Raw genomic sequence first — 22,362 nt, forward strand, 5'->3', positions numbered from 1 at the left:
ACAGTCATCGCTCCACGGCCGGTACGCGTGCTCACTTAAAAACAACCTCCCTGACATGGCCGCATAAATTCGGCCGAGGTGGCTGGAAGCCAACCCTGCCCTCGCGATGACGTCAAGAAGTTAGCCCTTAACGAGATGACAACGGAATTTTCGGATACGGGTCGGACGGGATTAATCTGCCCCGCAATACGGGGTGAAACGGGCTTTCGGTGTCGTTTCGCTTAGTGGGGCATTTGGTGATGGTTCGTCAATTTGACGAGCGAGGAAATGACAGTCCCGCAGCTCAGGCGGACAATGATGATCAAGGGGTCGGCGTCTGGTCTACCTGGTGCCTTCGACTTCAAGGAATGCGGTGTGCCGGCGCACTGGGCGGCTTATTGCTTCAATTATTGAACGCACGCGCCCTGAAATGACCGAAAATTGGTCTACACCTTAGCGGAACCCTCTTATTTCACCGCGTGACTTAAGTGGTGAGGTAACAGCTTGTCAAGCCCCTGGTTCAGACCAGACGTTCGAGGTCTGAACCCTTGACGTGTCCATGGAGGACCCCTAACTTCACGCCTTGAAGAAAGGGTGAGGCCATGACCATTCCCGCAACCCCCACTCCGCCCGACCGTCGGAGCGCGCGTGGCAGAGCAGCCTCACTGGTGGCCGTCGGAGCGCTCGCCGCCTCCTTGACCACCGGTGTTTTCACCGCCCCCCGAGCCGTGGCCGCCGCACCGCTGCCCACCGGCTGGGTCACCGTGTCCGCCCAGCACAGCGCCAAGTGCGTGGACGCGGCGGCGGCCGGGACCGCGGACGGCACCGCCGTCCAGCAGTACGCCTGCAACGCGACCGCGGCGCAGCAGTGGCGGTTCCAGGCCACCGGCGACGGCTATGTCCGGGTCGACAACCGCAACGACGCCACCAAGTCCTGGGACGTCACCGACGTCTCCACCGCGGACGCCGCCCCGATCCAGCTCTGGACGTACGGCGGTGGCGCCAACCAGCAGTGGAAGCCTGTCGAGGAGGCCGCCGGGACGTACCACTTCGTCAACCGCAACAGCGGCAAGTGCCTCGACGTCCCCGGCGCCTCGACCGCCGACGGCGCGCGGATGCAGCAGTACGCGTGCAACGGCAGCACGGCCCAGTCCTTCCGCGTCGACCCCGTCGACAGCCAGCCGCCGAGCGGCGGCAACCCCGACCTCGGGCCCAATGTGTCCGTCTTCGACCCGTCGATGTCCTCCGCCGCGATCCAGAGCAGGCTCAACCAGGTCTTCGGGCAGCAGGAGTCCAACCAGTTCGGCGCCCAGCGCTACGCCCTGCTCTTCAAGCCGGGCAGCTACCACGTGGACGCCAACGTCGGCTTCTACACCCAGGTGGCCGGGCTGGGGCTGACGCCGGACGCGGTGACCATCAACGGCGCCGTGCACGCCGAGGCCGACTGGTTCCAGGGCAACGCCACCCAGAACTTCTGGCGCTCCGCCGAGAACCTCTCGGTCACCCCGGCCGGCGGCAGCGACCGCTGGGCCGTCTCGCAGGCCGCCCCGTACCGCCGTATGCACGTCCGCGGAAACCTCCAGCTCGACGACGGCGGCTGGTCCAGCGGCGGGTTCATGGCCGACTCCAGGATCGACGGCCAGGTGCGCTCCGGCTCGCAGCAGCAGTGGCTCTCGCGCAACAGCCAGTGGGGCAGCTGGAGCGGCTCCAACTGGAACATGGTCTTCGTCGGCGACACCAACGCCCCGGCCAACACCTTCCCCAGCCCGCCCTACACCACGGTGGCGCAGAGCCCCGTCACCCGTGAGAAGCCGTTCCTGTACGTGGACTCGGCGGGCGCGTACAAGGTGTTCGTCCCCGCGCTGCGGACCTCCACGCAGGGCACGACCTGGGCCAACGGCACCCCCGCGGGCACCTCGCTGCCGATCGACCAGTTCTTCGTGGTCAAGCCCGGAGCCACCGCGGCGGACATCAACGGCGCGCTGGCCCAGGGCAAGAACCTGCTGTTCACGCCCGGGGTCTACCACCTGAACCAGACCCTCGAGGTGAACCGCCCGGACACCGTCGTGCTGGGCCTGGGCCTGGCCACCCTGGTGCCGGACAACGGCATCACCGCGATGGACGTGGCGGACGTCGACGGAGTGAAGGTCGCCGGACTGCTCATCGACGCCGGGCCCGTCAACTCCGCGCTCCTGATGCGGGTCGGCGCCCCGGGCGCGACCGCGCGGCACACCGCCGACCCGATCTCGCTGCACGACGTCTTCTTCCGCGTCGGCGGCGCGGGCGTCGGCCGGGCCACCCAGAGCCTGGTGATCAACAGCTCGGACGTCCTCGGCGACCACATGTGGCTGTGGCGCGCCGACCACGGCAGCGGCGTCGGCTGGACCAGCAACACGGCAGCCACCGGGCTGGTCGTCAACGGTGCCGACGTGACCATGTACGGCCTGTTCGTCGAGCACTACCAGCAGCACCAGGTGATCTGGAACGGCAACGGCGGCCGTACGTACTTCTTCCAGAACGAGATGCCCTACGACCCGCCGAACCAGTCGGCCTGGATGAACGGCTCGACCCGGGGCTACGACGCGTACAAGGTCGCGAGCACCGTGACCAGCCACGAGGCGTGGGGCCTGGGCAGCTACTGCTACTTCAGCGCCAACCCGTCGGTGGTGGCCGAGCGCTCCTTCGAGGCGCCGAACACGGCGGGCGTGCGCTTCCACGACATGGTGACGGTCTCCCTCGGCGGCACCGGGACGATCAACCACGTCATCAACAACAGCGGAGGGAGCGCCAACTCCTCCAACAACGTGGTGAATCTGGTGTCCGGTCCCTGACCGGCCGCCCGTACACCCCGGTGCGGGGCGCACGCTGCCCGCGTGCGCCCCGCACCTGTCCTTCGCCGACCTCAGATGTGCTCGGCCGGGTTCGCCGGAAGGATGAAGTTCCAGCTTCCCTGGCCGTGGTGCTGGCCGTCGGGGGAGTTCCTGGACGGGCAGGCGCCGTTGGTGGGGTTGCCGTTCCACCACAGGCCGAAGCAGTAGTTACAGAATCTCCAGTTGTTCTGGTACGCCGTCACCTCGTCGGGTATCGGCAGTCCCATGAGGGCCCTCGCTTCGTTGTGGGCGGCGGCGCCGGGCGGCATCGCCGGGGCGGACTTGGTGCCGTGGTGCGGGGCGGCCTGCGCCGCGGTCGCGCCGAGCGCCACCGCCCCGGCGGCCAGGGCGGCACCACCGGCGGCCCTGATGACGCCGCGGCGCGTCTGAGGCTGATCGCTCACGTACTTCTCCTTCAGGTCCTGGTGCGCTGGGGAACACGGGAACAGCACGGTCCGTGGAGATGTGTGCGGGCCCGACACGCCAACGACTGTGCCCCGCCCCTGGATTGTCCGAAATCCCCAGAACTGGGCATTGACGTGCGGCCCGGCGCGCGCCCCGGGGTCAATTGACCATGGGCGCACCGAAATTGCGGCGACCGGACCGACGCCCGGGGCTACGCTCGTGGGGTGACCGGGGGAGTTGAAGCGATTTCTCGTGCCCTGTCGGCCGAAGCGGCGGACGCGGTGACCGTGCCGGATCTCGGAAGGGCGCTCTCGGACGAGCTCGGGCGGCTCGTGCCGCACGACGGCTATCTGCTGGCCGGGCTCGACCCGCTGAACAGGGCCAGCTGTCTGTTCACCGAGGAACACGACTACAGCGAGGCCGCCGCGCGCCGGATGGCGCTCGACGACGCCGCCGGAGCCGAGCGGCACCCCTTCGAACGGCTCGTCGCGGGCCCCGCGAAGGTCGGCGTCGTCAGCCTCGGCGCGGCCAGGCACCGGCACCGCGTACGGCTGCGCGACGTCAGCGTCCCCGAGGGGTGCGGCGGCGAGCTGCGCATCGGCCTCACCCACGCGCGCGTCGCCTGGGGCGGTCTCATCCTCGTCCGGGAGCGGGGCAGCCGGCCCTTCTCGGCCGCCGAGGCGGCGCACGCGCAGGCGCTCGCCGAACCGCTCGCCGCCGCCCTGAAGCGGTTCGTGGCCGACACGCCGCTGCGGCCGTCGCGGCACAGCCTCTCGCCCGGCGTCGCGGTCGTCGGCGCCGACGACAAAGTCGCCTCGGCCACGCCCTCGGCGCACGAGTGGATGCGGCTGCTCGCCCCCGTCGACACCTCGGTGGACGAGCGGGACCTGACCGCGACCGTCTGGAACATCGCGCATCTGGCGCGCCGCGCGGGCGGCCAGGCGCTCAGCCGGGTGCCCACCCGCGACGGCTGGATCGCGCTCCACGGCCAGCTGCTGGAGGGCCCGGAGGCGGGCGCGGTGGCCGTCACCATCCAACCCGCCGCCGGCCGGCAGCTGCTGCCGGCCGTCTCCGTCTGGTACGGGATCACCACCAGGGAGCGGACCGTGATGCAGGAAGTGCTCCAGGGCCTGCCCACCAAGCACATCGCCCGCCGGCTCGACCTGTCGCCGCACACGGTCAACGACCACCTCAAGGCGATCTACCGCAAGACCGGGGTGAACAGCCGCGAGGAGCTGCTGACCGGGCTGGCCTGAGCGCCTCCGCAGGTCAGTGCGCGTCCTCGCGCCGCTCCACGCGGTAGCCGAAGGGCACGGTTCCGAGGTCGAGCGCCGTCGCCCCGCCGTCGACGGTGAGGGTGGCTCCGTTGACGAACGACGCCGCGGGCGAGAGCAGCCACGCGATGGCCTCGGCGACCTCGCGCGGCTCGCCCGGGCGCTGGGCGGGCAGCAGCCGGGTGGCCGTCTCGTACGCCTCGTCGACGTCCGCCAGCCCCGCCTCGTCGGCGAACCGCGCCATGCGCCGGTCGGCCATCTCCGTACGCACCCAGCTCGGGCACACGGTGTTGGCGCGCAGCCCCTTGGGGCCGTAGTCGACGGCGAGGGAGCCGCACAGCTGGAGCAGCGCGGCCTTGGACGTGGCGTAGGCGGCGTTGGCCACGCCGTTGCGCAGCGCGGACACCGAGGCGACCGCGACCACCGACCCGCGCGCCTCGACCAGATGCGGCAGCGCGCTGCGCAGCAGGAGGAACGGGCCCGTCACATTGGTGCGCATCACCAGGTCCCAGTCCGCCACCGAGGTGTCGCCGACGGCCCCGCTGCGCCCGGTACCGGCGTTGAGCACCAGTGCGTCGATGCGGCCGTGGGCGGCGACCGTCGCGTCCACCAGGCCCTGTACGGCGTCGGGGTCGCCGATGTCGCAGGGGTGGGCCATGGCCCCGGTCTCCTCGGCGATCGCGCTCAGCGGCCCGGGGCGGCGCCCGGAGACGACCACCTGGTACCCGGCCTCGCCCAGCAGCCGTGCGGTGGCGGCGCCGATGCCCGTCCCGCCTCCGGTGACGATGACAACCTCTCGCTCAGCCATGCCCGTTCAGCCTCCGTCGTCGTGTGTGCCTCCGGGTGCGGCCGACCGCGCGGCCGTATCCCTTGATGATCATAGGCAGACGCCGGAAGCGGGCCCTCAGACGCGGAACTCCGGCGGGTATCCGGTCCAGCGGAGCTCGGCGGGCAGATGGCCCATGTCGTTGAAGAAGACGACGGAGGCGGGGCGGTCGGGGGCGTAACGGATCACGGTCAGGGCCGCGTTGGCGTGGTTGAGGCCCTGCCAGCGCCAGTTCGGGCCGTCGAGCGCGGCGCGGACGAGCCAGCCGATCAGGAAGTTGTGGGTGACGACGAGTTCATGGCGCGGCTCGTCGCCCTCGACGGGCCGGGCGAACCGCTCCAGCGCGGCGGGCGCCAGCTCCCGCCCCTTCTCGCTCATGTCGGCGGGGAACCGCGCCAGCCGGTCGAGCAGCGAGTCGGCCCACTGCGGCGGCAGTTCCTCCTTGCGGGGCACGTACGGGATGTAGTCCCCGGCCAGTTCGGAGGGCTCCATGGGGACGCTGTCGAGTTCGCCGTGGATGAGGGCCGCGGTCTCGGCGGCCCGGGCGAGCGGGCTGTGCAGCACCGCGGCGAGCGGGCTCTCCTTGAGCCGGCGGCCGAGGAGGACGGCCTGGCGCCGCCCGTTCTCCGTCAGCCCGCTCTCGTCCGGAAGGGCCTCGCCGTGGCGTGCGAGGTACAGGTAGCGGGCAGCGGTTCCGGGCATGGGCGTCGTCCTCCGTGCGGCAGACAGTGATCGTCTGGTTGCACGCACAGACGCGGGGGTCAACGTTCCGGTTCCCCTGCGCCGGTCCGCCTTCCTGTTGTCACCCGCCACCCCCGTGGGCGGGTGACAACAGGGAAACGGACCGACCTGTGCCGGCCCCGCCGGGCCCCTCGTACCACCGCTCGACCGGCCGTGGGCCAGGGGCATATGCGCCCGGCCCCGGGCCATGGCCGATATTCGGCCAGGGGTTCTTCCCTTCCTGGCCTTCACTGCCTCTGCCCGCACAGACTGCTGCCGAGGCCGACCGCTGGTCTTGTAAGAAGGCGCACTGCCTTGCCGGATTCCGGTCGGCGGAACACGCGCATGGTGAGGAGAGGGTTGCAGGTGGAGGCCAAAGCATCCTTGATTACCGAAGACCGAGGGGAGAGTGTGGAACGAGCGGCACCTGACTGGTTGCGGGGTCAGGTGGTCAAGTACCGGGGCAGGCGCACACCGGGAGGGATGCCCGCCAGGCTGACCCTCCCCGCCGCCACGGTGACGCTGATCGTCGGCTGGGGCGATCCGCTGCATCTGTACGACGCCGCCGACAGCGGGTCGGCGGGCAGCACGCTGTACTCGCTGGTCGGAGGTCTGCGGACGTCACCCGTCCTCGGCGGCTACCGGGGTTCGGGGCAGGCCGTCGAAGTGGATTTCACGCCGCTCGGCGCCTATATGTGCCTGGGCATATCCATGCACCACCTGGCGAACGAGACCGTGCACCCCGATGAGTTGCTGGGAAAGAGGTGGACGGAGCGGCTGACCGAACGGCTCGCCGCGGCGCCGGACTGGGAGGCACGCTGGGCACTGCTCGACGACGCGCTGGCGAGTCTGCTGGCCGACGGGCCGGTGCCGTCCCCCGTGGTCGCCGAGGCCTGGAGCCGGCTGAGCGCGCGCCACGGCGGGATGACGCTGGGTGAGCTGGCCGGTGCCACCGGCCGTGGCAGCCGCAGGCTCCAGGTCCTCTTCCGGGAGCAGATCGGCCTGCCGTTGCAGTCCGTGGCCCGGATCCTGCGGTTCCAGCACGCGCTGGCCATGCCCCGCGGCTCGCACGCGTCGCTCGCCGATCTCGCGGCGGCGTGCGGCTACTACGACCAGGCGCATCTGAACCGCGACGTCAAGGCGCTGGCGGGGCTGACGCCCGCGCAGCTGTTCGGACTCGCCCACCACACCCCGCTGGACGGCACGGCGACCGTCGAAGGGAGCCGCACCAGCGTCTTCAACCGCTGACCCGCCCGGAGGGAACAGGGGTGCCGCCCTGCCCGGCGGCACCCCCGTTCCTCGCCCGTACTGCCGCCTACGACCGCTGCGACAGGCCGTCGATGAACTCCTCCCAGGTGGCGACGGTGTTCGCCGCGGGCGCCGTGATCGCCGGGATCTTGCCGAAGTCCGAGTACTCCTCGACGACGAGCTCGGGTCCCTTGGAGCCCCGGCCCGCCTCCTGGGACTTGAGGACGAGACCGTCCTTGCCCACCCACACATCGATGACGACCGACTTCATGCCCTGCTGCCGGGTGCCGGCGACATAGCCGTCGCGAACGCCCTTGTCGATGGAGGGCCCGGTGTACGCGGCCAGCTCGTCCATGACCACGGTGCCCCGGTAGTGGTCGGCCGGGCGCCCGCCGACCCGCTCCTCGCCGACGCGCCGGGTCGAGGGGGACGCGGCGAGCGCGCCCGTGAACTCGGGGACGTATCCGGCGGCCCGCGCCCCGCCGGAGCCCTTGTCACGCCCGGCGTACGCGCTGTCGTCCATGGTGTACCAGCTCTTGCCGGGCAGGTCGTCCGTGGAGACGTAGGTCTTCCCGCCGACCGAGACCATCTGTGTGAAGCCGCGCGGATCGGCCTTGGACGGCTGGTGCCACGCCTTGATGACGCTCGCGGACGGCGACTTCTGGAACAGCATCTCGGAGTGGCCCGAGCCGGGCGCCCCTGTCTGGAGCGTCTTGTACGAGGCCTGCTCGCCGGTCTTCCTGGCCGCGGCCGTCAACGCGGCGCGGACATCGGCTCCTTTGTCGCCCGCCTGGCCGCTTCCTCCGCCGGAGCCTTCGCCCGGACCGCCCTCGCCCCGCTCCGACTCGGGTGCCCCCGCGCCCTCGTGCTCGGACTCACCGCTTCCGCACCCCGCCAGCATCACCGCGAGCGCCGCTCCCGCGGTCGCCAGCGCGATGCCCCTGCCCCAGACGCGCACAGGCCGCATCCCTTCCCCGTTGTGAAAAATCCCCGTGATCTTAGCCGTCTGCGCAGGTGGGAAGGGTCGGCGAGGAGATCAGGGCGGCAGCGGCGGCCCCTGCCGGCCCTCGAAGAACCCGGCCAGCACCGGCGCGAGCGCCCGCGCCGAGAACTCGTGCGTCTGGCCGGGCAGCGACAGCGCACGCCCGTCCGGCACGGCCCCGGCGATCGCGGCGGCCGGGGCGCGCAGCCACGTCGGGCTGTCCCCGCCGCACACCGCGAGGACCGGCACGCCGACCGAGGCCAGGCGCTCCACGGGAAGCGCCGCGTCACCGAGCACCGCGTGGTCGTACGCGAGGGTGTGGGCCAGCGCCACCATCCCCGGCCACATCGGGGAGAGCCGGAACCGGTCGATCGCCGACGGCGGCATCCCGATGCGGGCCAGGAACAACTCCACGGCGTCCGCGCGGCGTTCGTCGGCCAGGAGCGCGGCGAGCCGCTCGCCGTACCGGACGTTCCCGGCCCGCCGCTCGGCCTCCAGGGCGTACGGGGGTTCGTACACGGCGACCGCCGTCACCGGCAGCCCGCCCGCCACGGCCTCCAGCGCCAGCGCGCCGCCCGAGGAGAGCCCGTAGAGCAGCGCGGTGCCACCCGCCGCCCCGACGAGGGCCGCCAGGTCCTCGACCTCGCGGCCGACCGCGTACGGGAGGGTGTTCCCGCTGGCGCCGCGGCCCCGCCGGTCGTAGTTGAACACCGTGAAGCGGGGGGCCAGCAGCGCGGCGAGCTCCCGGTGGGTCTCGCGGGTGCAGAAGGCGCCGCCGACGAGGATCACGGGCGGCCCCTCCCCGGTGCGCTCGTAGGCCAGGGGCGTTCCGTCCGGGGACCAGACCGTGTCCGTGGGGTCCATGTGGTCCAAATGCGTGGGGTCCATAACGGAGGGATACCGCGAAAAGGGCGCGACCTCTCGTGGATGTGGCAGCGGGACCGATGAGTTCACGCCGCCGCGCCGGTCTGTCCTACGACGTGCCGGTACCGACTTTCGAAGGTGGACCCATGAGTGAGCTGCACGACATCCTGCGCGGGCACGTGGGCGGCGACGGCCGGGCGCCGGGGGCCGTGGGCCTGGTGGCGCGCGGCGACGAGGTGGAGGTGGCGGCCGTCGGGTCCGCCGACGCCGAGGGCAGCGCGCCGATGGCCCGGGACACGATCTTCCGGATCGCCTCGGTGACCAAGCCGATCGTGGCGGCGGCGGTGCTGGCGCTGGTCGAGGACGGCCGGCTCGCGCTGGACGCGCCGGTGTCCGAGTGGCTGCCGGAGCTGGCGTCGCCCGTCGTGGTGCGTACGCCCGCGAGCCCGGTGGACGACGTGGTCCCGGCCGTCCGCCCCATCACGGTGGAGGACCTGCTCACCTCCCGCGCCGGATACGGCTTTCCGGCCGACTTCTCGCTCCCGGCGGTCAAGCCGCTCTTCACCGAGCTGCTCCAGGGCCCGCCGCGGCCCCAGGACGTGGCGGCGCGGGACGCGTGGATGGCGGCGCTCGGCCACATCCCCCTGCTGCACCAGCCGGGCGAGGCCTGGCTGTACAACACGTGCTCGGACATCCAGGGCGTGCTGATCGCCCGGGCCGGCGGGGTCTCGCTGCCCGAGTTCCTGGCCGAGCGGATCTTCGGGCCGCTGGGGATGACCGACACCTCCTTCGCGGTCCCGGCCGCCGACCTGGACCGCTTCACCGGTTACTACCGGGCCGGCGCGGCGGAGAAGGGCGGCCTGGAGCTGGTCGACGCGCGGGACGGGCAGTGGAGCACCCCGCCCGCGTTCCCGTCCGGCGCGGGCGGACTGGTCTCCACCGTCGACGATCTGCACGCCTTCGCACGGATGCTGCTCGCCGGGGGCACGGTCGACGGCCACCGCGTCCTGTCGCCCGCGCTGGTGCGGCGGATGACGACCGACCACCTCACCCCGGCCCAGCGCCGGGCGAGCGCGCTGTTCCTGGAGGGGCAGGGCTGGGGCTACGGCGGCGCGGTCGACGTCGAGGCGGCCGACCCGTGGAACGTGCCGGGCCGGTTCGGCTGGATCGGCGGCACCGGAACGGCCGCGCACATCGTCCCGGCCACCGGCACGACGACCATCCTGCTCACTCAGCTGGAGCTGGCCGGCCCGAGTCCGCTCCCGGACCGGATGCGGGATTTCTGGCGGTACGCGGCCAACGCGTGAGGTCCGTCCGGGAGTTGTGGGACGGCTGCCCCCGTAGATTGGGATCATGACGGAACGCAGAGCCGACGGCAGCGCGGGAGACGCGGACTACGGGGCGATAGGCGTCGGGTACGCCGACTACCGGCGCCCCGAGCCCCGTATCGAGGAGTTCCTCTCCCGGGCGCTGGGCCAGGCGCGCACGGTGGTGAACGTGGGCGCGGGGGCGGGTTCGTACGAGTCCGCCGCGCGCGAGGTGACACCGGTGGAGCCGTCCGCCTCGATGCGCGCCCAGCGGCCCGCCGGGCTGGCGCCCGCGGTCGACGCGGTGGCCGAGCGACTGCCGTTCGACGACGGCTCCTTCGACGCGGCGATGACCACGTTCAGCGTGCACCAGTGGAGCGACGCCGGGGCGGGGCTGCGGGAGATGCGGCGGGTGGCGCGCGGGCCGGTGGTCGTGCTGACCTGCGACCCGGCGCTGGTGCGCGACTTCTGGCTGTACGCGTACGCGCCCGAGGTGCTGGACGCCGAGGCGCGCCGCTACCCGGCGATCGCGGACATCGCCGACGCGCTGGGCGGCCGGGTGAGCGTGCGGCCGGTCCCGATCCCGCTGGAGTGCCGCGACGGCTTCAACGAGGCGTACTACGGGCGCCCCGAGATGCTGCTCGACCCCGGCGCCCGCCAGGCGTGCTCGGCCTGGAGCTTCGTGGACGAGGCGGTGCGCGAGCGGTTCGCCCGGGAGCTGCGCCGTGACCTGGACAGCGGCGCGTGGGACGCGCGCTTCGGCGCGCTGCGCGGGCAGGCCGCGTACGAGGGCTCGTTGGTGGTGGTCCGCTCGGTCCCCGGGTGAGCGGCCGGTCGGCGCGGAGGCGATTCGGGGGAACGGGTTCCGCGCTGTACGGCCTGCTGTACGGTCGAAGCATGTCCAAGTCAGTGACGATCCGGGTCGACGACCAGCTGCACGCGCTGCTGAAGGAGCGCGCGGCGGCCGAGGGGTCGACGGTGACGGCGCTCATCACCCGGGCCGCGTACGAGGCGGTGCGCGATCCACGGCTCGAAGGCGCGGCGGAGGTGTTCCGCTCCTTCATCGCCGAGCAGGGCGACGCGTTCGACGAGGCCTTCCCGGACGACGCCCCCGACCAGCGGGACTCCTCGGGGCGGGCCGCCTGACGGTGGAGTTCCACATCGACATACGCTGGCTGCTCGAACGCCAGACGGAAGTGCTGCCCAAGCAGCCCGCGGTCCACGACTTCTCCGGCCTGGTGGCCGCCGTCGGCCGCCACCGCGTCAACACCCCGCGGGTCGAGGCGACCGTCGACAACTCCTGGCGGGCCGGCGCACTGATGCACGCGATCATCCGGCTGCGCCCCCTGCCCGCCCGCAACGCGCTCTTCGGCGCGGCGGTGGTGGTGGCGTACATGAACGCGGCGGGCGAGGGCCTGGACGCCCCGTACGGCGCGCTCATCGACCTCGCCCGCGACATAGACGCGGGCCACACCGACGCGTACGACGCGGCCGACCGGATTCGTTCCTGGCGGATCTAGCCTCGACTCCGCGAGCCCGCACCCGTTTGGCCTGAATGGCAGGGTTGCCCACGGGGAGCGTGGTGCGCCAGCGTGTGGGGGCATGGACCGTGACACCGGCGGCGCCGCCGCGAGCTCGCTCTCCCGTCGTCAACTGCTCGCCGCCGCCGGAGCGGCCGGGGCCGTCACCGCCGTCGGAGCGGTCCCCTCGGCGGCCCGCGAGCGCGGCGGTCTGTCGCTCTCGCTCCACGCGGCCACCAACGGATCCGCGACTCTCTCGCCCGCCGGGGACCGGCTCGTCGCCGAGGTCCAGAGCGTGCTGTGGTCGCTGCCCCGGCGCGGGGGCGCGGCGGTCCCGCTCACCCCGGCGGGCCTGGAACCGGGCCGCCCGGTCCACGCGCCCGACGGTTCGCTCATCGCCTTCTGCGCCTACGAGGGCGGCGGATTCCATGTGTGGACGATGCGGCCGGACGGCTCGGAGCTGCGCAAGCGCACCGAGGGGCCCTGGGACGACCGGGGGCCTGCCTGGTCGCCGGACGGGACACGGATCGCGTTCGCCTCCGAGCGCGCCGGCGACCCGGTGGCGGGCAGCCCGTACCGCGTCCATGTCCTGGACCTGCGGACCGGCCGGCTCACCCGGCTGACCGGGCTCACCGGCCAGGACGGGCCGCTCCAGGACGGGCCCTGGGAGGACTTCGACCCCACCTGGTCGCCGGACGGGGCGAGCGTGCTGTTCGTCCGCGCCAAGGTCGTCACCACCGCGCAGGGGCTCGCCGTGGAGGCGCGGACCGTGGCCGCCGTCGCGGCCGACGGGTCCGGGCCGGTCGCCGTCGTGCACACCGAGAGCGAAGCCGCGCAGGTGATGTGCCCCGCGCTCGCGCCCGACGGCCGCCGCCTCGCCCATCTGCGCACCACCGCCGCGCCGAACGCCTCCTGTGTGCTCGTCGTCGACGGCAAGCCGGTCGCCGTCGCCGGGGACATCGCGCCGGTGCCCCCGCGCTGGACGGCGCGGGGCGAGCTGCTGCTGACGGTCGACGGGCGCTTCACGCTCGTACGCCCCGAGCGGCCGGGCGAGCCGGAGACGATTCCGTTCGAGGGCGTGCTGCCGGTGCGGCGGCCGCGCTACCGGGTCAAGGAGTACGACCTCGGCGAGGGGCGGGCGCGGCCGGTGCGGGGCGTCCATCTGCCCGCGCTCTCGCCCGACGGCGGGCGCATCGCGTTCGCCGCCCTCAACACGCTCTGGCTGGCCGACACTTCGGGCGCGCGGCCGCCCGAGCGGCTGCGCGAGTCGACGCCGACGCGCTATCTGCTCGGCCCCGTCTGGACGCGCGACGGGCGGGCGCTGCTCTACTGCGACGACCGCGACGGACTGCTCGGCGTCCACCGTCGAGATCTGGCCACCGGCGAGGAGACCACGCTGGCGACGGGCGGCCGGGTGCACCCGGCGCTCTCACCCGACGGCAAGCGGCTCGCCTGCCTCGACATGACCGGCCACCTCGTCGTACGCGACCTGGCCGCCGGCACCGAACGCGTCCTGGCCGCGCCGCTGGGCGGCGGCGGGCTGCCCGGCCGCCCCAGCTGGTCGCCGGACGGCCGCCACCTCGCCTTCTGCGACCGCAACCGCCTCAACGCCCGCTTCAGGGAGGGCTACAACCTCATCCGGGTCGTCGACACCGAGACCGGTACGGCCCGGCTGCACGCGGTGGCGCCGCACGTGTCGGTGTCCGACCGGTACGACTCGGGACCCGTCTGGTCGCCCGACGGGCGCTGGATGGCGCTGATCGTCGAGTCCGCGCTCTGTCTGCTGCCCGTCGCCCCCGACGGCACCCCGCAGGGCCCGCCGCGCACCCTGACCGACGAGGCGGCCGACCACCCGTCCTGGTCGGGGGACGCCAGGACGCTGCTGTATCTGTCCGGTTCACGGCTGCGGCTCATCGGCGCCGACGGCGGCCCCGCGCGCACCGTGCGGATCCCGCTGGAGGCGCACCGGCCCACGCCCGCCGACACGGTGGTGCACGCGGGAAGGCTGTGGGACGGCACCGGCGAGAACGTCCGGGACGACGTCGACATCGTCGTACGAGACGGGCGCGTCGCCGCCGTCGAGCCGCACCGGGGCCGCCGCGCGCTGCGGCGGATCGACGCCGCGGAGCGTACGGTCGTGCCCGGGCTGTGGGACACGCACACCCACCCCTGGCAGAGCACCTACGGCGGCCGCCAGACGGTGGGCCAGCTCACCTACGGGATCACCACGGCCGTCTCGCTCGGCGGGTTCGCCCACGAACAGGCGCGGATCCGGGAGGCGGTGGCCGCCGGGCAGCTCGCCGGTCCCCGGCTGCTGACCACGGGGGAGCTGCTGGACGGCTCCCGGGTGGCGTACAGCATGGGGCGCGCCCACCGCACCCGGGAGGGGCTGCGCCGGTCGCTGGAGCGGGGTGCCGCGCTCGACTGGGACTTCGTCAAGACCTATGTGCGGGCGCCCGGCTGGGTGATGGAGGAGGCGGCGCGGTTCGCGCACGAGCGCCTGGGAGTGCGCGCCGGAAGCCATCTGCTGTCGCCCGGCGTCCAGCTGGGCCAGGACCTGACGACCCATCTCCAGGCCACCCAGCGCGCCGAGTACGGGCATGCCACCACCGCGTCCGGGCGCGCGTACGAGGACGTGGTGGAGGTCTACTCGGCGCGCGGCGTGCACTTCGCGCTGATCGCCACCCCCTTCACCGCGACGCCGCTGATCGGCGCCGATCCCGGGCTCGCGGCGGATCCCCGGGTCACCGCGGTGATGCCGCCGTGGGACTCGGCGCTGGTGCGGCAGACGGCGGGCGCGCCGCCGACCGCCTCCCAGCTCGCCACCCTGAGCACCGAGACCGACGTCTACCGCCGGGTGCTCGCGGCCGGCGGCCTGGTCGCGCTCGGCACGGACGCGCCGCTCGTGCCCGTCGGCCTCTCCCTGCACATGGGGCTGCGGGCGCTGCACCGGGCCGGGCTCTCCCCGGCGGCGGCCCTGCGCACCGCGACCGTGCACCCGGCGCGCCTCTTCGGCGTCGACCGGCACCTGGGCACCGTGGAGGAGGGCAAGCTCGCCGATCTGACCGTGGTGGACGGCGACCCGTTCGAGGACTTCGCGACGATGGTCCGGACGGTCTGCGTGCTGCGGGGCGGAGTCCCGTACGAGACCGCGGAGCTGGTGGCCGCGTTCGAGCGGCGGCAGCCGGAGCGGCACGCGGCGGACGACGAGGAATGGCTGTCGGTGGGACGGCTGATGCGGCGCGGCGGATGCTGCGACCTGGAGGCCGTGCTGCCCGGGTGAGCGGGGCCGTCAGCGGCTGGCGCCGACCGCCGCGACGATGGCGTGGGTCAGGCGGGTGACATAGGCGTCGTCGGTGGGGCCGCCCGCCGCGAGCATACGGAAGTACAGCGGCGCGCCGAACAGGTCGGTGGCCAGGGCCGTGTCGATGTCGGGCGGCAGTTCGCCGCGCAGGGTCGCGCGGTCGAGGAGGGTGGCGACCGCCGCGCGGCGCGGGCCGAGGACCGTGAGGTGGAGCGCGTCGTGCAGGGACGCGCTGCGGGCGGACTCGGCCAGCAGGTCGGGGAGGATCCGGCCCACCAGCGGGTGCCGCAGCGCCCGCAGGGTCTCCCGGACGAACCGTTCGACGTCGCCGTGCAGCGACCCCGAGTCCGTCGTCGTGGGGATGTGGGCGGCCGCCGCCTGCGAGACCAGCTCGACGACCATGGCCTCCTTGGAGGGCCAGCGGCGGTAGAGCGCGGCCTTGCCGACGCCCGCGCGGCGGGTCACGGCCTCCATGGACATCCGCGCGTACCCGGACTCCGCGAGCTCCTCGAACATCGCCCGGCGGATCGTCTCGGTCACGGACTCGCGCAGCACACCCGCGCCGGCGGGCGGGCGTCTGGTCTCGTCGTCACGGGTGCCGGCCATGATCGCAGGCTAACACGGAACGGAACGGTTGCGTTCCGTGTTCCGGCGGGTGTACGTTCGCGCCGTACGAGCCGGAACGGTGCCGTTCCGTTCCGCTCGGCGGGAGGCCCGCGGTGAAGTTCCTCTTCGACGACAAGGCGTTCTCCTTCCAGGCGCTGCGCACGGCGGGACACGCCGCCTGCGGCGGCGCGGACCTCGGGGAGGTGCTCGTGACCTGCGAGGGCATCCCCGACGGCAACGAGGCCGCCTGGTGCCGCGCCTGGTCGGCCACCGCCGCCCGGCTGCACCGCACCGGCGACCGGGCGCTGGCCGCCGGACACCGGGTGAGCGCCCGCGAGGCGCTGCTCAGAGCCTCCAACTACTACCGCGCGGCCGACTTCTTCCGCGTCGACGACCGCGACCACGACCGTGAGTCGGACCGGCTGGCCTGGCACTCGCGGGAGACGTTCGCCCGCGCCACCGAGCTGTTCGACACCCCGGTCGTCCCGCTGAGCATCCCGTACGAGGGCACCACCCTGCCCGGCTACCTCTTCCTCGCCGGGCCCGTCGGCGAGCCCCGGCCGACCGTGATCCACCACGGCGGGTACGACTCCACCCTGGAGGAGCTGTACTTCATGGTCGGCGCGGGCGCCCTGCGCCGCGGCTACCACGTGCTCGCCTTCGAGGGGCCCGGCCAGCAGTCGGTGCGCCGCGAGCGCCGGCTCGCCTTCCGGCACGACTGGGAGGCGGTCGTCACGCCCGTGGTCGACCACGCGCTGACCCTGCCGGGCATCGACCCCGCGCGGCTCGTCCTGTTCGGCACCAGCTTCGGCGGGCTGCTCGGCGCCCGGGCCGCCGCCTTCGAACCGCGCCTGGCGGCCTGCGTCCTGCACAACGGCATCTACGACTTCTGCCGGCTGCCCCTGACGGGCATCCCCGCGCACCTGGCCGAATGGGTCGCGGAGAGCCGCGACGAGGTGGCCGGGCCCGCCCTGGCGGTGGCCATGTCCCACAGCACCCAGCTGCGCTGGTTCCTGCGGCACGGGATGTGGGCCTTCGGGGCCAAGACCCCGGCCGAGGCGCTGCGCGCCTGTATGCCGTACAACCTCGACGGGGTGGCCGAGCGGATCACCTGCCCGACCCTGGTGCTGGACGCCGAGAACGACGTGGTCGCGCGCGGCGAGGCGCAGCGGGTCCACGCGGCCCTGCGCGCCGAGAAGGACCTCATCCGGTTCGCCGCCGCCGACGGCGCCGGCGAGCACTGCCAGGAGGGCGCGGCCCTCCACTTCCACCAGCGCGTGTTCGACTGGCTCGACGAGCGGGGGATCTGATGCTGCCCGACATCGCCGTCGTCCACGGGGTGCGCACACCCGTCGGACGCTTCAAGGGGGCGCTGGCGTCGGTTCCCGCCCACCGGCTCGGCGCCCTGGTGATCCAGGAGGCGCTGCTGCGCGCCGAAGCCGACCCGCACACCGTCGACGAGGTCGTCCTCGGCTGTGTCGGCCAGGTGGGGCCGGACGCGTTCAACGCGCGGCGCGCGGCCCTGGCCGCCCAGCTGCCCGTCGGCGTCCGCGCGTACAACGTCAACCGGCTGTGCGGCTCGGGCCTCCAGGCCGTCTGGTCCGCCGCCCAGACGCTCGCCCTGGGCGAGGCGCGGGTGATGGTGGCGGGCGGCAACGAGTCGATGACCCGTCAGCCGCTGCTCGACTACGGTGAGCGGGCCGCCGACGAGCTGCCCGGGGAGTCGCGCATCGACGGCACGTTCTCCCTGGTCACCGACCCGTTCTCGCACGGCCCGATGGGGCTCACCGGCGAGGCGGTGGCCGCCCGGTTCGCCATCTCGCGGGCGCGCCAGGACAGCTGGGCCGCCCGGAGCCAGCAGCGGGCCGCCGACGCCCTGGAACAGGGGCGGTTCACCGCCCAGACCGTCCCCGTCCTCACCCTGGACGGCACGGTCGAGCAGGACGAGCACCCGCGCCCCGGCACCACCGAGGAGCGGCTCGCCCGGCTCGACCCCGCGTTCGCCCCCGACGGCACGGTCACCGCCGGGAACTCGGCGGGGATCAACGACGGGGCCGCCGCCGTGGTGCTGACGCGCGGTGCGGATCTGCGCGCCGGCACCGTCCCCCTGTGCTGGCTGCGCGATGTGGTGGTCACCGCGCTGGAGCCGGAGATCATGGGCTTCGCGCCCGCCGGGGCCGTCAGGAAGCTGCTGCGGCGCGCCGGGCTCGGCGTCGGCGACCTCGCCGTGGTCGAGCTCAACGAGGCGTTCGCCGCGCAGGTCCTCGCCGTACTCGACGACCTCGAAGTGGACCCCCAGCGGGTCAACCCCAATGGCGGGGCGATCGCGCTCGGCCATCCCGTCGGCGCCACGGGAACGATCCTGCTGCTCAAGGCCGCCCATGAACTGCGCCGCACCGGCGGCCGGTTCGGCGTGGTCGCGCTGTGCATCGGCGGCGGCCAGGGCATCGCCGCACTCATCGAGAACCCGGAGGCGCGCTGATGGGCGAGTACGCCTGGTACCCCGGCCGGGAGCTGACCGAGCACAGCAACGTCGCCCGGTTCTGCCGGGCCCACGGCCTGGACGGCTACCGCGCGCTGCAGCGCCGCTCGGTCGCCGACCCGGAGTGGTACTGGTCCAGCGCCGCCCGCGACATGGGTGTGGTGTGGCACGAGGAGCCGCTGTGCGCCCGCGACGGGCGGGGCGGGATCGCGGCCACCCGCTGGTTCCCCGGCGGGCGCACCAATCTGGTCGACTCCTGTCTGGAGCGCCATGTGCGCCGGGGCCGCCCGGACGCGACCGCGCTGCGGTGGGAGCGCGAGGACGGCACACGCGGGCGGCTCGGCTACCGCGAGACGGCGCGGCTCAGCGCCCGGGTCGCCACGGGACTGCGCGGCCTGGGGGTGGGGGAGGGGGACCGGGTGGCGGGCTATCTGCCGCCCGGCCCCGAGGCCTTCCTGCTGCTCTTCGCCTGCGCCCGCATCGGCGCCGTACTGGTCCCGATGTTCTCCGGCTTCGGCGCCGACGCGCTGGCGGTGCGCCTCGCCGACGCCGGGGCGCGGGTGCTGGTGACGGCCTCGGCGACCACCCGGCGCGGCAAGCGGTACGAGATGCTGCCGGTCGCCCGGGCCGCGGCGGAGAAGGCCGCGGAGGTGCGCCACCTGGTGGTCGTGGCGGACGAACCGCCCGAGGACGCGCGGCCGTCCACCGTGGCCACCACCACCTGGCGGGCCCTCGGCGAGGCGGCGCCCGCCGAGACCGTACCGCTGCCCGCCGGCGCGCCCTTCCTCCTCCTGTACACCTCCGGCACCACCGGCCGCCCCAAGGGCGCCGTGCACACCCACGGCGGGTTCCCCGTACAGGTGGGCTCCGAGGTCCGCTACAACCTGGACGTGCGGCCCGACGACGTGGCGTTCTGGGTCACCGACCCGGGGTGGATCATGTTCGCGCTGGTCGTGGTCGGCTGCACCCTCGCGGGCGCCTGCGTCCTCGCGTACGAGGGCGCCGTCGACCACCCCGACCCGGCCCGGCTCCGGCGGCTCCTGGACGAGCACCGGGTAAGCGTCTTCGGCAGCTCGCCCAGCCTCGCGCGGGCCATGATGACCACCGCCGGGCCCGGTCCCGCCGCGTCCCGGCTGCGCATCCTCGGCTCCACCGGCGAGCCCTGGACCGAGGACGCCTGGCGCTGGTACTTCGAGGAGGTCGGCGGCGGGCGCTGCCCCGTCATCAACATCAGCGGCGGTACGGAGGTGGGCGGCTCGCTGCTGGCGTCCGCGCCCACCGTGCCGCAGTCGCCGTGCGGCTTCGCCGGCCCCTGTCTGGGCATCGACGCGGTCATCGAGGACGCGGACGGCGCCGAGGTCGCGGAGGGGGAGATGGGCGAGCTGGTGGTGCGCCAGTCCTGGCCGGGGATGACCCGGGGCCTGTGGCGCTCGCCCGAGCGGTTCGCCCACACCTACTTCAGCCGCCGGCCCGGCCGCTGGTCCCACGGCGACCTCGCGTCCCGCTCCGGCGGGGAGTGGTTCGTGCACGGCCGCCTCGACGACGTGATGAAGGTGGCGGGCAAACGGCTCGGCCCCGCCGAGGTCGAGGAGGCCGCGCTCGGGGACCCCGCGGTGGCCGAGGCGGCGGCGGTCGGGGTGCCGCACCCGGTGAAGGGCGAGGCCCTGTGGTGCTTCGTGGTGCCCGCCGGCGGGACGCTGTCGGCGCCGGAGACCGAGCGGATCCGGGCCCGCGTCGCCGAGGCGCTCGGGCCCGCCTTCCGGCCCAGCCGGGTGGTCGCCCTGCCCGAACTGCCGCGCACCCGCACCGGAAAGGTGATGCGCCGCCTCATCCGCGACTGCGTCACCCAGGACGCACCGGGTGACCTGTCCACCCTCGCCAACCCGCACAGCCTCCAGGCCCTGCGCGCCGCCGTCCACGACGGGGCGGCCGACGGCTGAGAGCGGACGGGGGTGTGAAGACCGGCCCTGACACCGGACCACGGCCGCGCCCGAGTACGAAGCGAACAGCGGCCCCACACAAGGGAGTGCCATGCCGACGATCGACATTCTCCTGCCCGGCTTCGCCATCGACACCGACCAGGGCTACCCCGCCTTCTGCGGTGTCTTCCTCGTCCGGGGCGCCGACGCGGGCGGCCGCCCCCGCACCGTCCTCGTCGACGCCGCCCACGTCGGGCGCCGCCCCCATCTGTGGGCCGCGCTCGCGGCCCACGGTCTGACGGCGGCGGACATCGACACCGTGGTGCTCACCCACGCCCACTGGGACCACGTCCAGAACATCGACCTGTTCCCCCGCGCCGAGCTGCTCCTGCACGGCGACGAGCGGCGCTACGCCCACGCGCCGCACTCCAACGACTGGGCCACCCCGGCCTGGACCGGGCTGCTGCTCGAACAGCTGCCGATCCGCGAGGTGGCGGACGGCGAGGAGATCCTGCCGGGCGTCAGCGTGATCGCCCTGCCCGGCCACTCGCCCGGCAGCATCGGCGTCCTGGTCGACACCGACGCCGGGGTGGCCGCCATCACCGGCGACGCCCTGCACTTCGCGTATGTGGCCACCACCCGGCGCAACCCGCTGGTCTTCTGGGACGCCGACCTCGCGGCCCGCAGCATCGACCGGGTGGTGCGCACGGCCGACGTCATCTACCCCGGCCACGACCGCCCGTTCCGCCTCACCGCCGACGGCGCCGTCGACTACCAGGAGCCGTTCGCGCTCACCGTGACCGGGCTGCGGCCGGACACCGAAGGCCTCGCCTTCGCCGACGGCTCCTCGCGCCCGCTGTGGGTGATGCCCGGGGTGGACGAGCAGCGCGCGCTGTACGAGAAGAACGCCGAGGAGGCACGGCGGCGCATGGCCGGGGTGCCGCGGGTGGTGCGTCCGCGGTGAGGCGGCCGGTCAGGCGGTGGCCCGCGCCCGGGTGAGCAGTTCGGTGAGGGAGCGGTTGAGCTCCTCGAAGAACGGCCCGGGGGCGTCGCGCGGGAAGAAGTGGCCGCCCGGCAGGGTGGTGAGCCGGAACTCACGTGCGTACCGCTCCCAGGCGTACACCGCTGCCGCGTCCACCAGCGCGTCGTCGGCTCCCGCGAAGGCCCGGACGTCCAGGGACAGCCGCTGCGCCGCGTCCTTCGGGCCCGCCGCGTCCTCGGGGTCCCCCGGGTCCCTCGGGTCCCTCGGTTCCGGCAGCCCCGCCTCCCGGTGGCTGGCGCAGATCCGCAGGTCGTCCCGGACGATGGGCAGCAGCGCGCGGAGCCAGTCGTCGCGGCCCAGGAACTGCGGGTGCAGCCCGCCGATGTCCACCAGCAGCCGGGCGAGCTCGGCGTCCCCGTACAGATCGGCGGGCGGCAGCGGCGGGGTGAGGTGCGGGGCCGCGTACGCGCCGACGAACAGCGCGAGCGGCGCCCGGCCCCCGCCCCGCGTCCTGGCCGCCGCCACCGCGAAGGCGATCAGCGCGCCCATGCTGTGCCCGTAGAAGGCGTACGGGCGCTCCAGCCAGGGGGCGAGCTCCTCGGCCAGGGCGCCGGCCACCGTCCCGGCCTCCTGGAACCGGGGTTCGCGGAACCGGGACTCGCGGCCGGGCAGCTGCACCGGCAGGACGTCGACGCCGTCCACCACCCGGGCCGGCCAGGGGCCGAAGAACGACGCCCCGCCGCCCGCGTGGTGGAAGCAGAACAGCCGCAGCGGCGCGTCCTCGCGCGGTGTCCGCACCAGGCAGCCCGCCGCCGAGGCGGTGGCCGGGCCGCTCACGCGCGCACCACCTCGTACATCTGCTGGAAGGTCGCGGCCTCCAGGAGGTCGGCGACCGGGACGCGGCGGCCGGTGACGCTCTCCACCACGGTGACCAGCCGCAGCAGATGGACCGAGTCCCACTCGGCCACTTCGTCCAGCGGCCGGTCCAGGTCGTCGGGGGCGAGCCGGATGCCGAGCTCGTCCTCCAGGAGCGCGCAGAACTCGGCGGTGTCGGCGATGGCGGTGGCGGTCATG

20 protein-coding genes are annotated in these 22,362 nt (G+C 73.8%); 12 read left to right on the forward strand and 8 right to left on the reverse strand.

Annotated features, from left to right (window positions below; all coding sequences use genetic code 11):
* The first annotated feature begins 581 nt into the window (after positions 1-581).
* Positions 582-2,810: an RICIN domain-containing protein gene (locus tag ABD236_RS06250; protein WP_344070979.1), complete on the forward strand. Its 2,229-nt coding sequence runs from the start codon at positions 582-584 to the stop codon at positions 2,808-2,810.
* Positions 2,811-2,881: 71 nt separating this feature from the next.
* On the opposite strand, the gene ABD236_RS06255 is transcribed toward ABD236_RS06250, so the two are convergent.
* Positions 2,882-3,253, reverse strand: coding sequence for a hypothetical protein (locus ABD236_RS06255; RefSeq protein ID WP_344070981.1), 372 nt, complete (start codon positions 3,251-3,253; stop codon positions 2,882-2,884).
* A gap of 225 nt (positions 3,254-3,478) precedes the next feature.
* Here ABD236_RS06255 and ABD236_RS06260 point away from each other — a divergent pair, with 225 nt between their 5' ends.
* Positions 3,479-4,510, forward strand: coding sequence for a helix-turn-helix transcriptional regulator (locus ABD236_RS06260; RefSeq protein WP_344070983.1), 1,032 nt, complete (start codon positions 3,479-3,481; stop codon positions 4,508-4,510).
* Positions 4,511-4,523: 13 nt separating this feature from the next.
* Here ABD236_RS06260 and ABD236_RS06265 read toward each other — a convergent pair whose 3' ends face one another.
* A complete protein-coding gene (locus tag ABD236_RS06265) occupies positions 4,524-5,336 on the reverse strand; it encodes an SDR family NAD(P)-dependent oxidoreductase (RefSeq protein WP_344070985.1) in 813 nt (270 codons plus the stop codon).
* Between the two features lie 96 nt (positions 5,337-5,432).
* Positions 5,433-6,056 carry a histidine phosphatase family protein gene (locus tag ABD236_RS06270; RefSeq protein ID WP_344070987.1) on the reverse strand — a complete coding sequence of 208 codons (624 nt, stop codon included), beginning with the start codon at positions 6,054-6,056 and terminating at the stop codon, positions 5,433-5,435.
* Positions 6,057-6,557: 501 nt separating this feature from the next.
* Between ABD236_RS06270 and ABD236_RS06275 the strand changes: the two genes are divergently transcribed.
* Complete coding sequence (locus ABD236_RS06275; protein ID WP_344070989.1) at positions 6,558-7,322, forward strand: helix-turn-helix domain-containing protein; 765 nt, start codon at positions 6,558-6,560, stop codon at positions 7,320-7,322.
* Between the two features lie 67 nt (positions 7,323-7,389).
* Here the strand turns inward: ABD236_RS06275 and ABD236_RS06280 are convergent, their stop codons facing one another.
* Positions 7,390-8,289 (reverse strand): SCO4651 family lipoprotein, encoded by a 900-nt coding sequence (locus ABD236_RS06280; RefSeq protein WP_344070991.1) that lies wholly within the window; start codon positions 8,287-8,289, stop codon positions 7,390-7,392.
* Positions 8,290-8,358: 69 nt separating this feature from the next.
* On the reverse strand, positions 8,359-9,192 hold the full coding sequence (locus tag ABD236_RS06285) for an alpha/beta fold hydrolase (RefSeq protein ID WP_344070993.1): 834 nt from the start codon (positions 9,190-9,192) through the stop codon (positions 8,359-8,361).
* A 122-nt stretch (positions 9,193-9,314) separates the two neighbouring features.
* Here ABD236_RS06285 and ABD236_RS06290 point away from each other — a divergent pair, with 122 nt between their 5' ends.
* The 5 genes from ABD236_RS06290 to ABD236_RS06310 all read left to right on the forward strand — a co-directional run bounded on the left by ABD236_RS06290 (position 9,315) and on the right by ABD236_RS06310 (position 15,278).
* The gene (locus ABD236_RS06290) at positions 9,315-10,475 is read left to right on the forward strand and encodes a serine hydrolase domain-containing protein (protein WP_344070995.1); all 1,161 of its coding nucleotides are present in this window, start codon (positions 9,315-9,317) and stop codon (positions 10,473-10,475) included.
* Between the two features lie 46 nt (positions 10,476-10,521).
* Complete coding sequence (locus tag ABD236_RS06295; RefSeq protein WP_344070998.1) at positions 10,522-11,301, forward strand: class I SAM-dependent methyltransferase; 780 nt, start codon at positions 10,522-10,524, stop codon at positions 11,299-11,301.
* 71 nt (positions 11,302-11,372) lie between these two features.
* Positions 11,373-11,621 carry a ribbon-helix-helix protein, CopG family gene (locus tag ABD236_RS06300; protein ID WP_344071000.1) on the forward strand — a complete coding sequence of 83 codons (249 nt, stop codon included), beginning with the start codon at positions 11,373-11,375 and terminating at the stop codon, positions 11,619-11,621.
* A 2-nt stretch (positions 11,622-11,623) separates the two neighbouring features.
* Positions 11,624-11,995, forward strand: coding sequence for a toxin Doc (locus ABD236_RS06305; RefSeq protein ID WP_344071002.1), 372 nt, complete (start codon positions 11,624-11,626; stop codon positions 11,993-11,995).
* A gap of 82 nt (positions 11,996-12,077) precedes the next feature.
* Positions 12,078-15,278 carry an amidohydrolase family protein gene (locus ABD236_RS06310; protein ID WP_344071004.1) on the forward strand — a complete coding sequence of 1,067 codons (3,201 nt, stop codon included), beginning with the start codon at positions 12,078-12,080 and terminating at the stop codon, positions 15,276-15,278.
* 9 nt (positions 15,279-15,287) lie between these two features.
* On the opposite strand, the gene ABD236_RS06315 is transcribed toward ABD236_RS06310, so the two are convergent.
* Positions 15,288-15,905: a TetR/AcrR family transcriptional regulator gene (locus tag ABD236_RS06315; protein ID WP_344071006.1), complete on the reverse strand. Its 618-nt coding sequence runs from the start codon at positions 15,903-15,905 to the stop codon at positions 15,288-15,290.
* Positions 15,906-16,018: 113 nt separating this feature from the next.
* Between ABD236_RS06315 and ABD236_RS06320 the strand changes: the two genes are divergently transcribed.
* From ABD236_RS06320 to ABD236_RS06335, 4 genes are all read left to right on the forward strand, one after another.
* Complete coding sequence (locus ABD236_RS06320; RefSeq protein ID WP_344071009.1) at positions 16,019-17,215, forward strand: alpha/beta hydrolase family protein; 1,197 nt, start codon at positions 16,019-16,021, stop codon at positions 17,213-17,215.
* Positions 17,215-18,387: a thiolase family protein gene (locus ABD236_RS06325; protein ID WP_344071011.1), complete on the forward strand. Its 1,173-nt coding sequence runs from the start codon at positions 17,215-17,217 to the stop codon at positions 18,385-18,387. Before ABD236_RS06320 ends, ABD236_RS06325 begins: the two co-directional genes overlap by 1 nt.
* Positions 18,387-20,327, forward strand: a complete 1,941-nt coding sequence (locus ABD236_RS06330) for an AMP-binding protein (protein ID WP_344071013.1) — start codon at positions 18,387-18,389, stop codon at positions 20,325-20,327. The genes ABD236_RS06325 and ABD236_RS06330 overlap by 1 nt, the downstream gene beginning before the upstream one ends.
* 91 nt (positions 20,328-20,418) lie before the next feature.
* Positions 20,419-21,270: an MBL fold metallo-hydrolase gene (locus ABD236_RS06335; RefSeq protein ID WP_344071015.1), complete on the forward strand. Its 852-nt coding sequence runs from the start codon at positions 20,419-20,421 to the stop codon at positions 21,268-21,270.
* 9 nt (positions 21,271-21,279) lie between these two features.
* On the opposite strand, the gene ABD236_RS06340 is transcribed toward ABD236_RS06335, so the two are convergent.
* Together ABD236_RS06340 and ABD236_RS06345 are read right to left on the reverse strand one after the other, a co-directional pair.
* Positions 21,280-22,125, reverse strand: coding sequence for a thioesterase II family protein (locus ABD236_RS06340; RefSeq protein ID WP_344071017.1), 846 nt, complete (start codon positions 22,123-22,125; stop codon positions 21,280-21,282).
* A complete protein-coding gene (locus tag ABD236_RS06345; RefSeq protein ID WP_344071019.1) occupies positions 22,122-22,361 on the reverse strand; it encodes an acyl carrier protein in 240 nt (79 codons plus the stop codon). The genes ABD236_RS06340 and ABD236_RS06345 overlap by 4 nt, the downstream gene beginning before the upstream one ends.
* Position 22,362: the final 1 nt, after the last annotated feature.

The sequence above is a fragment of the Streptomyces crystallinus genome, assembly GCF_039521265.1.
In the GTDB taxonomy this organism is placed as follows: Bacteria; Actinomycetota; Actinomycetes; order Streptomycetales; family Streptomycetaceae; genus Streptomyces; species Streptomyces crystallinus.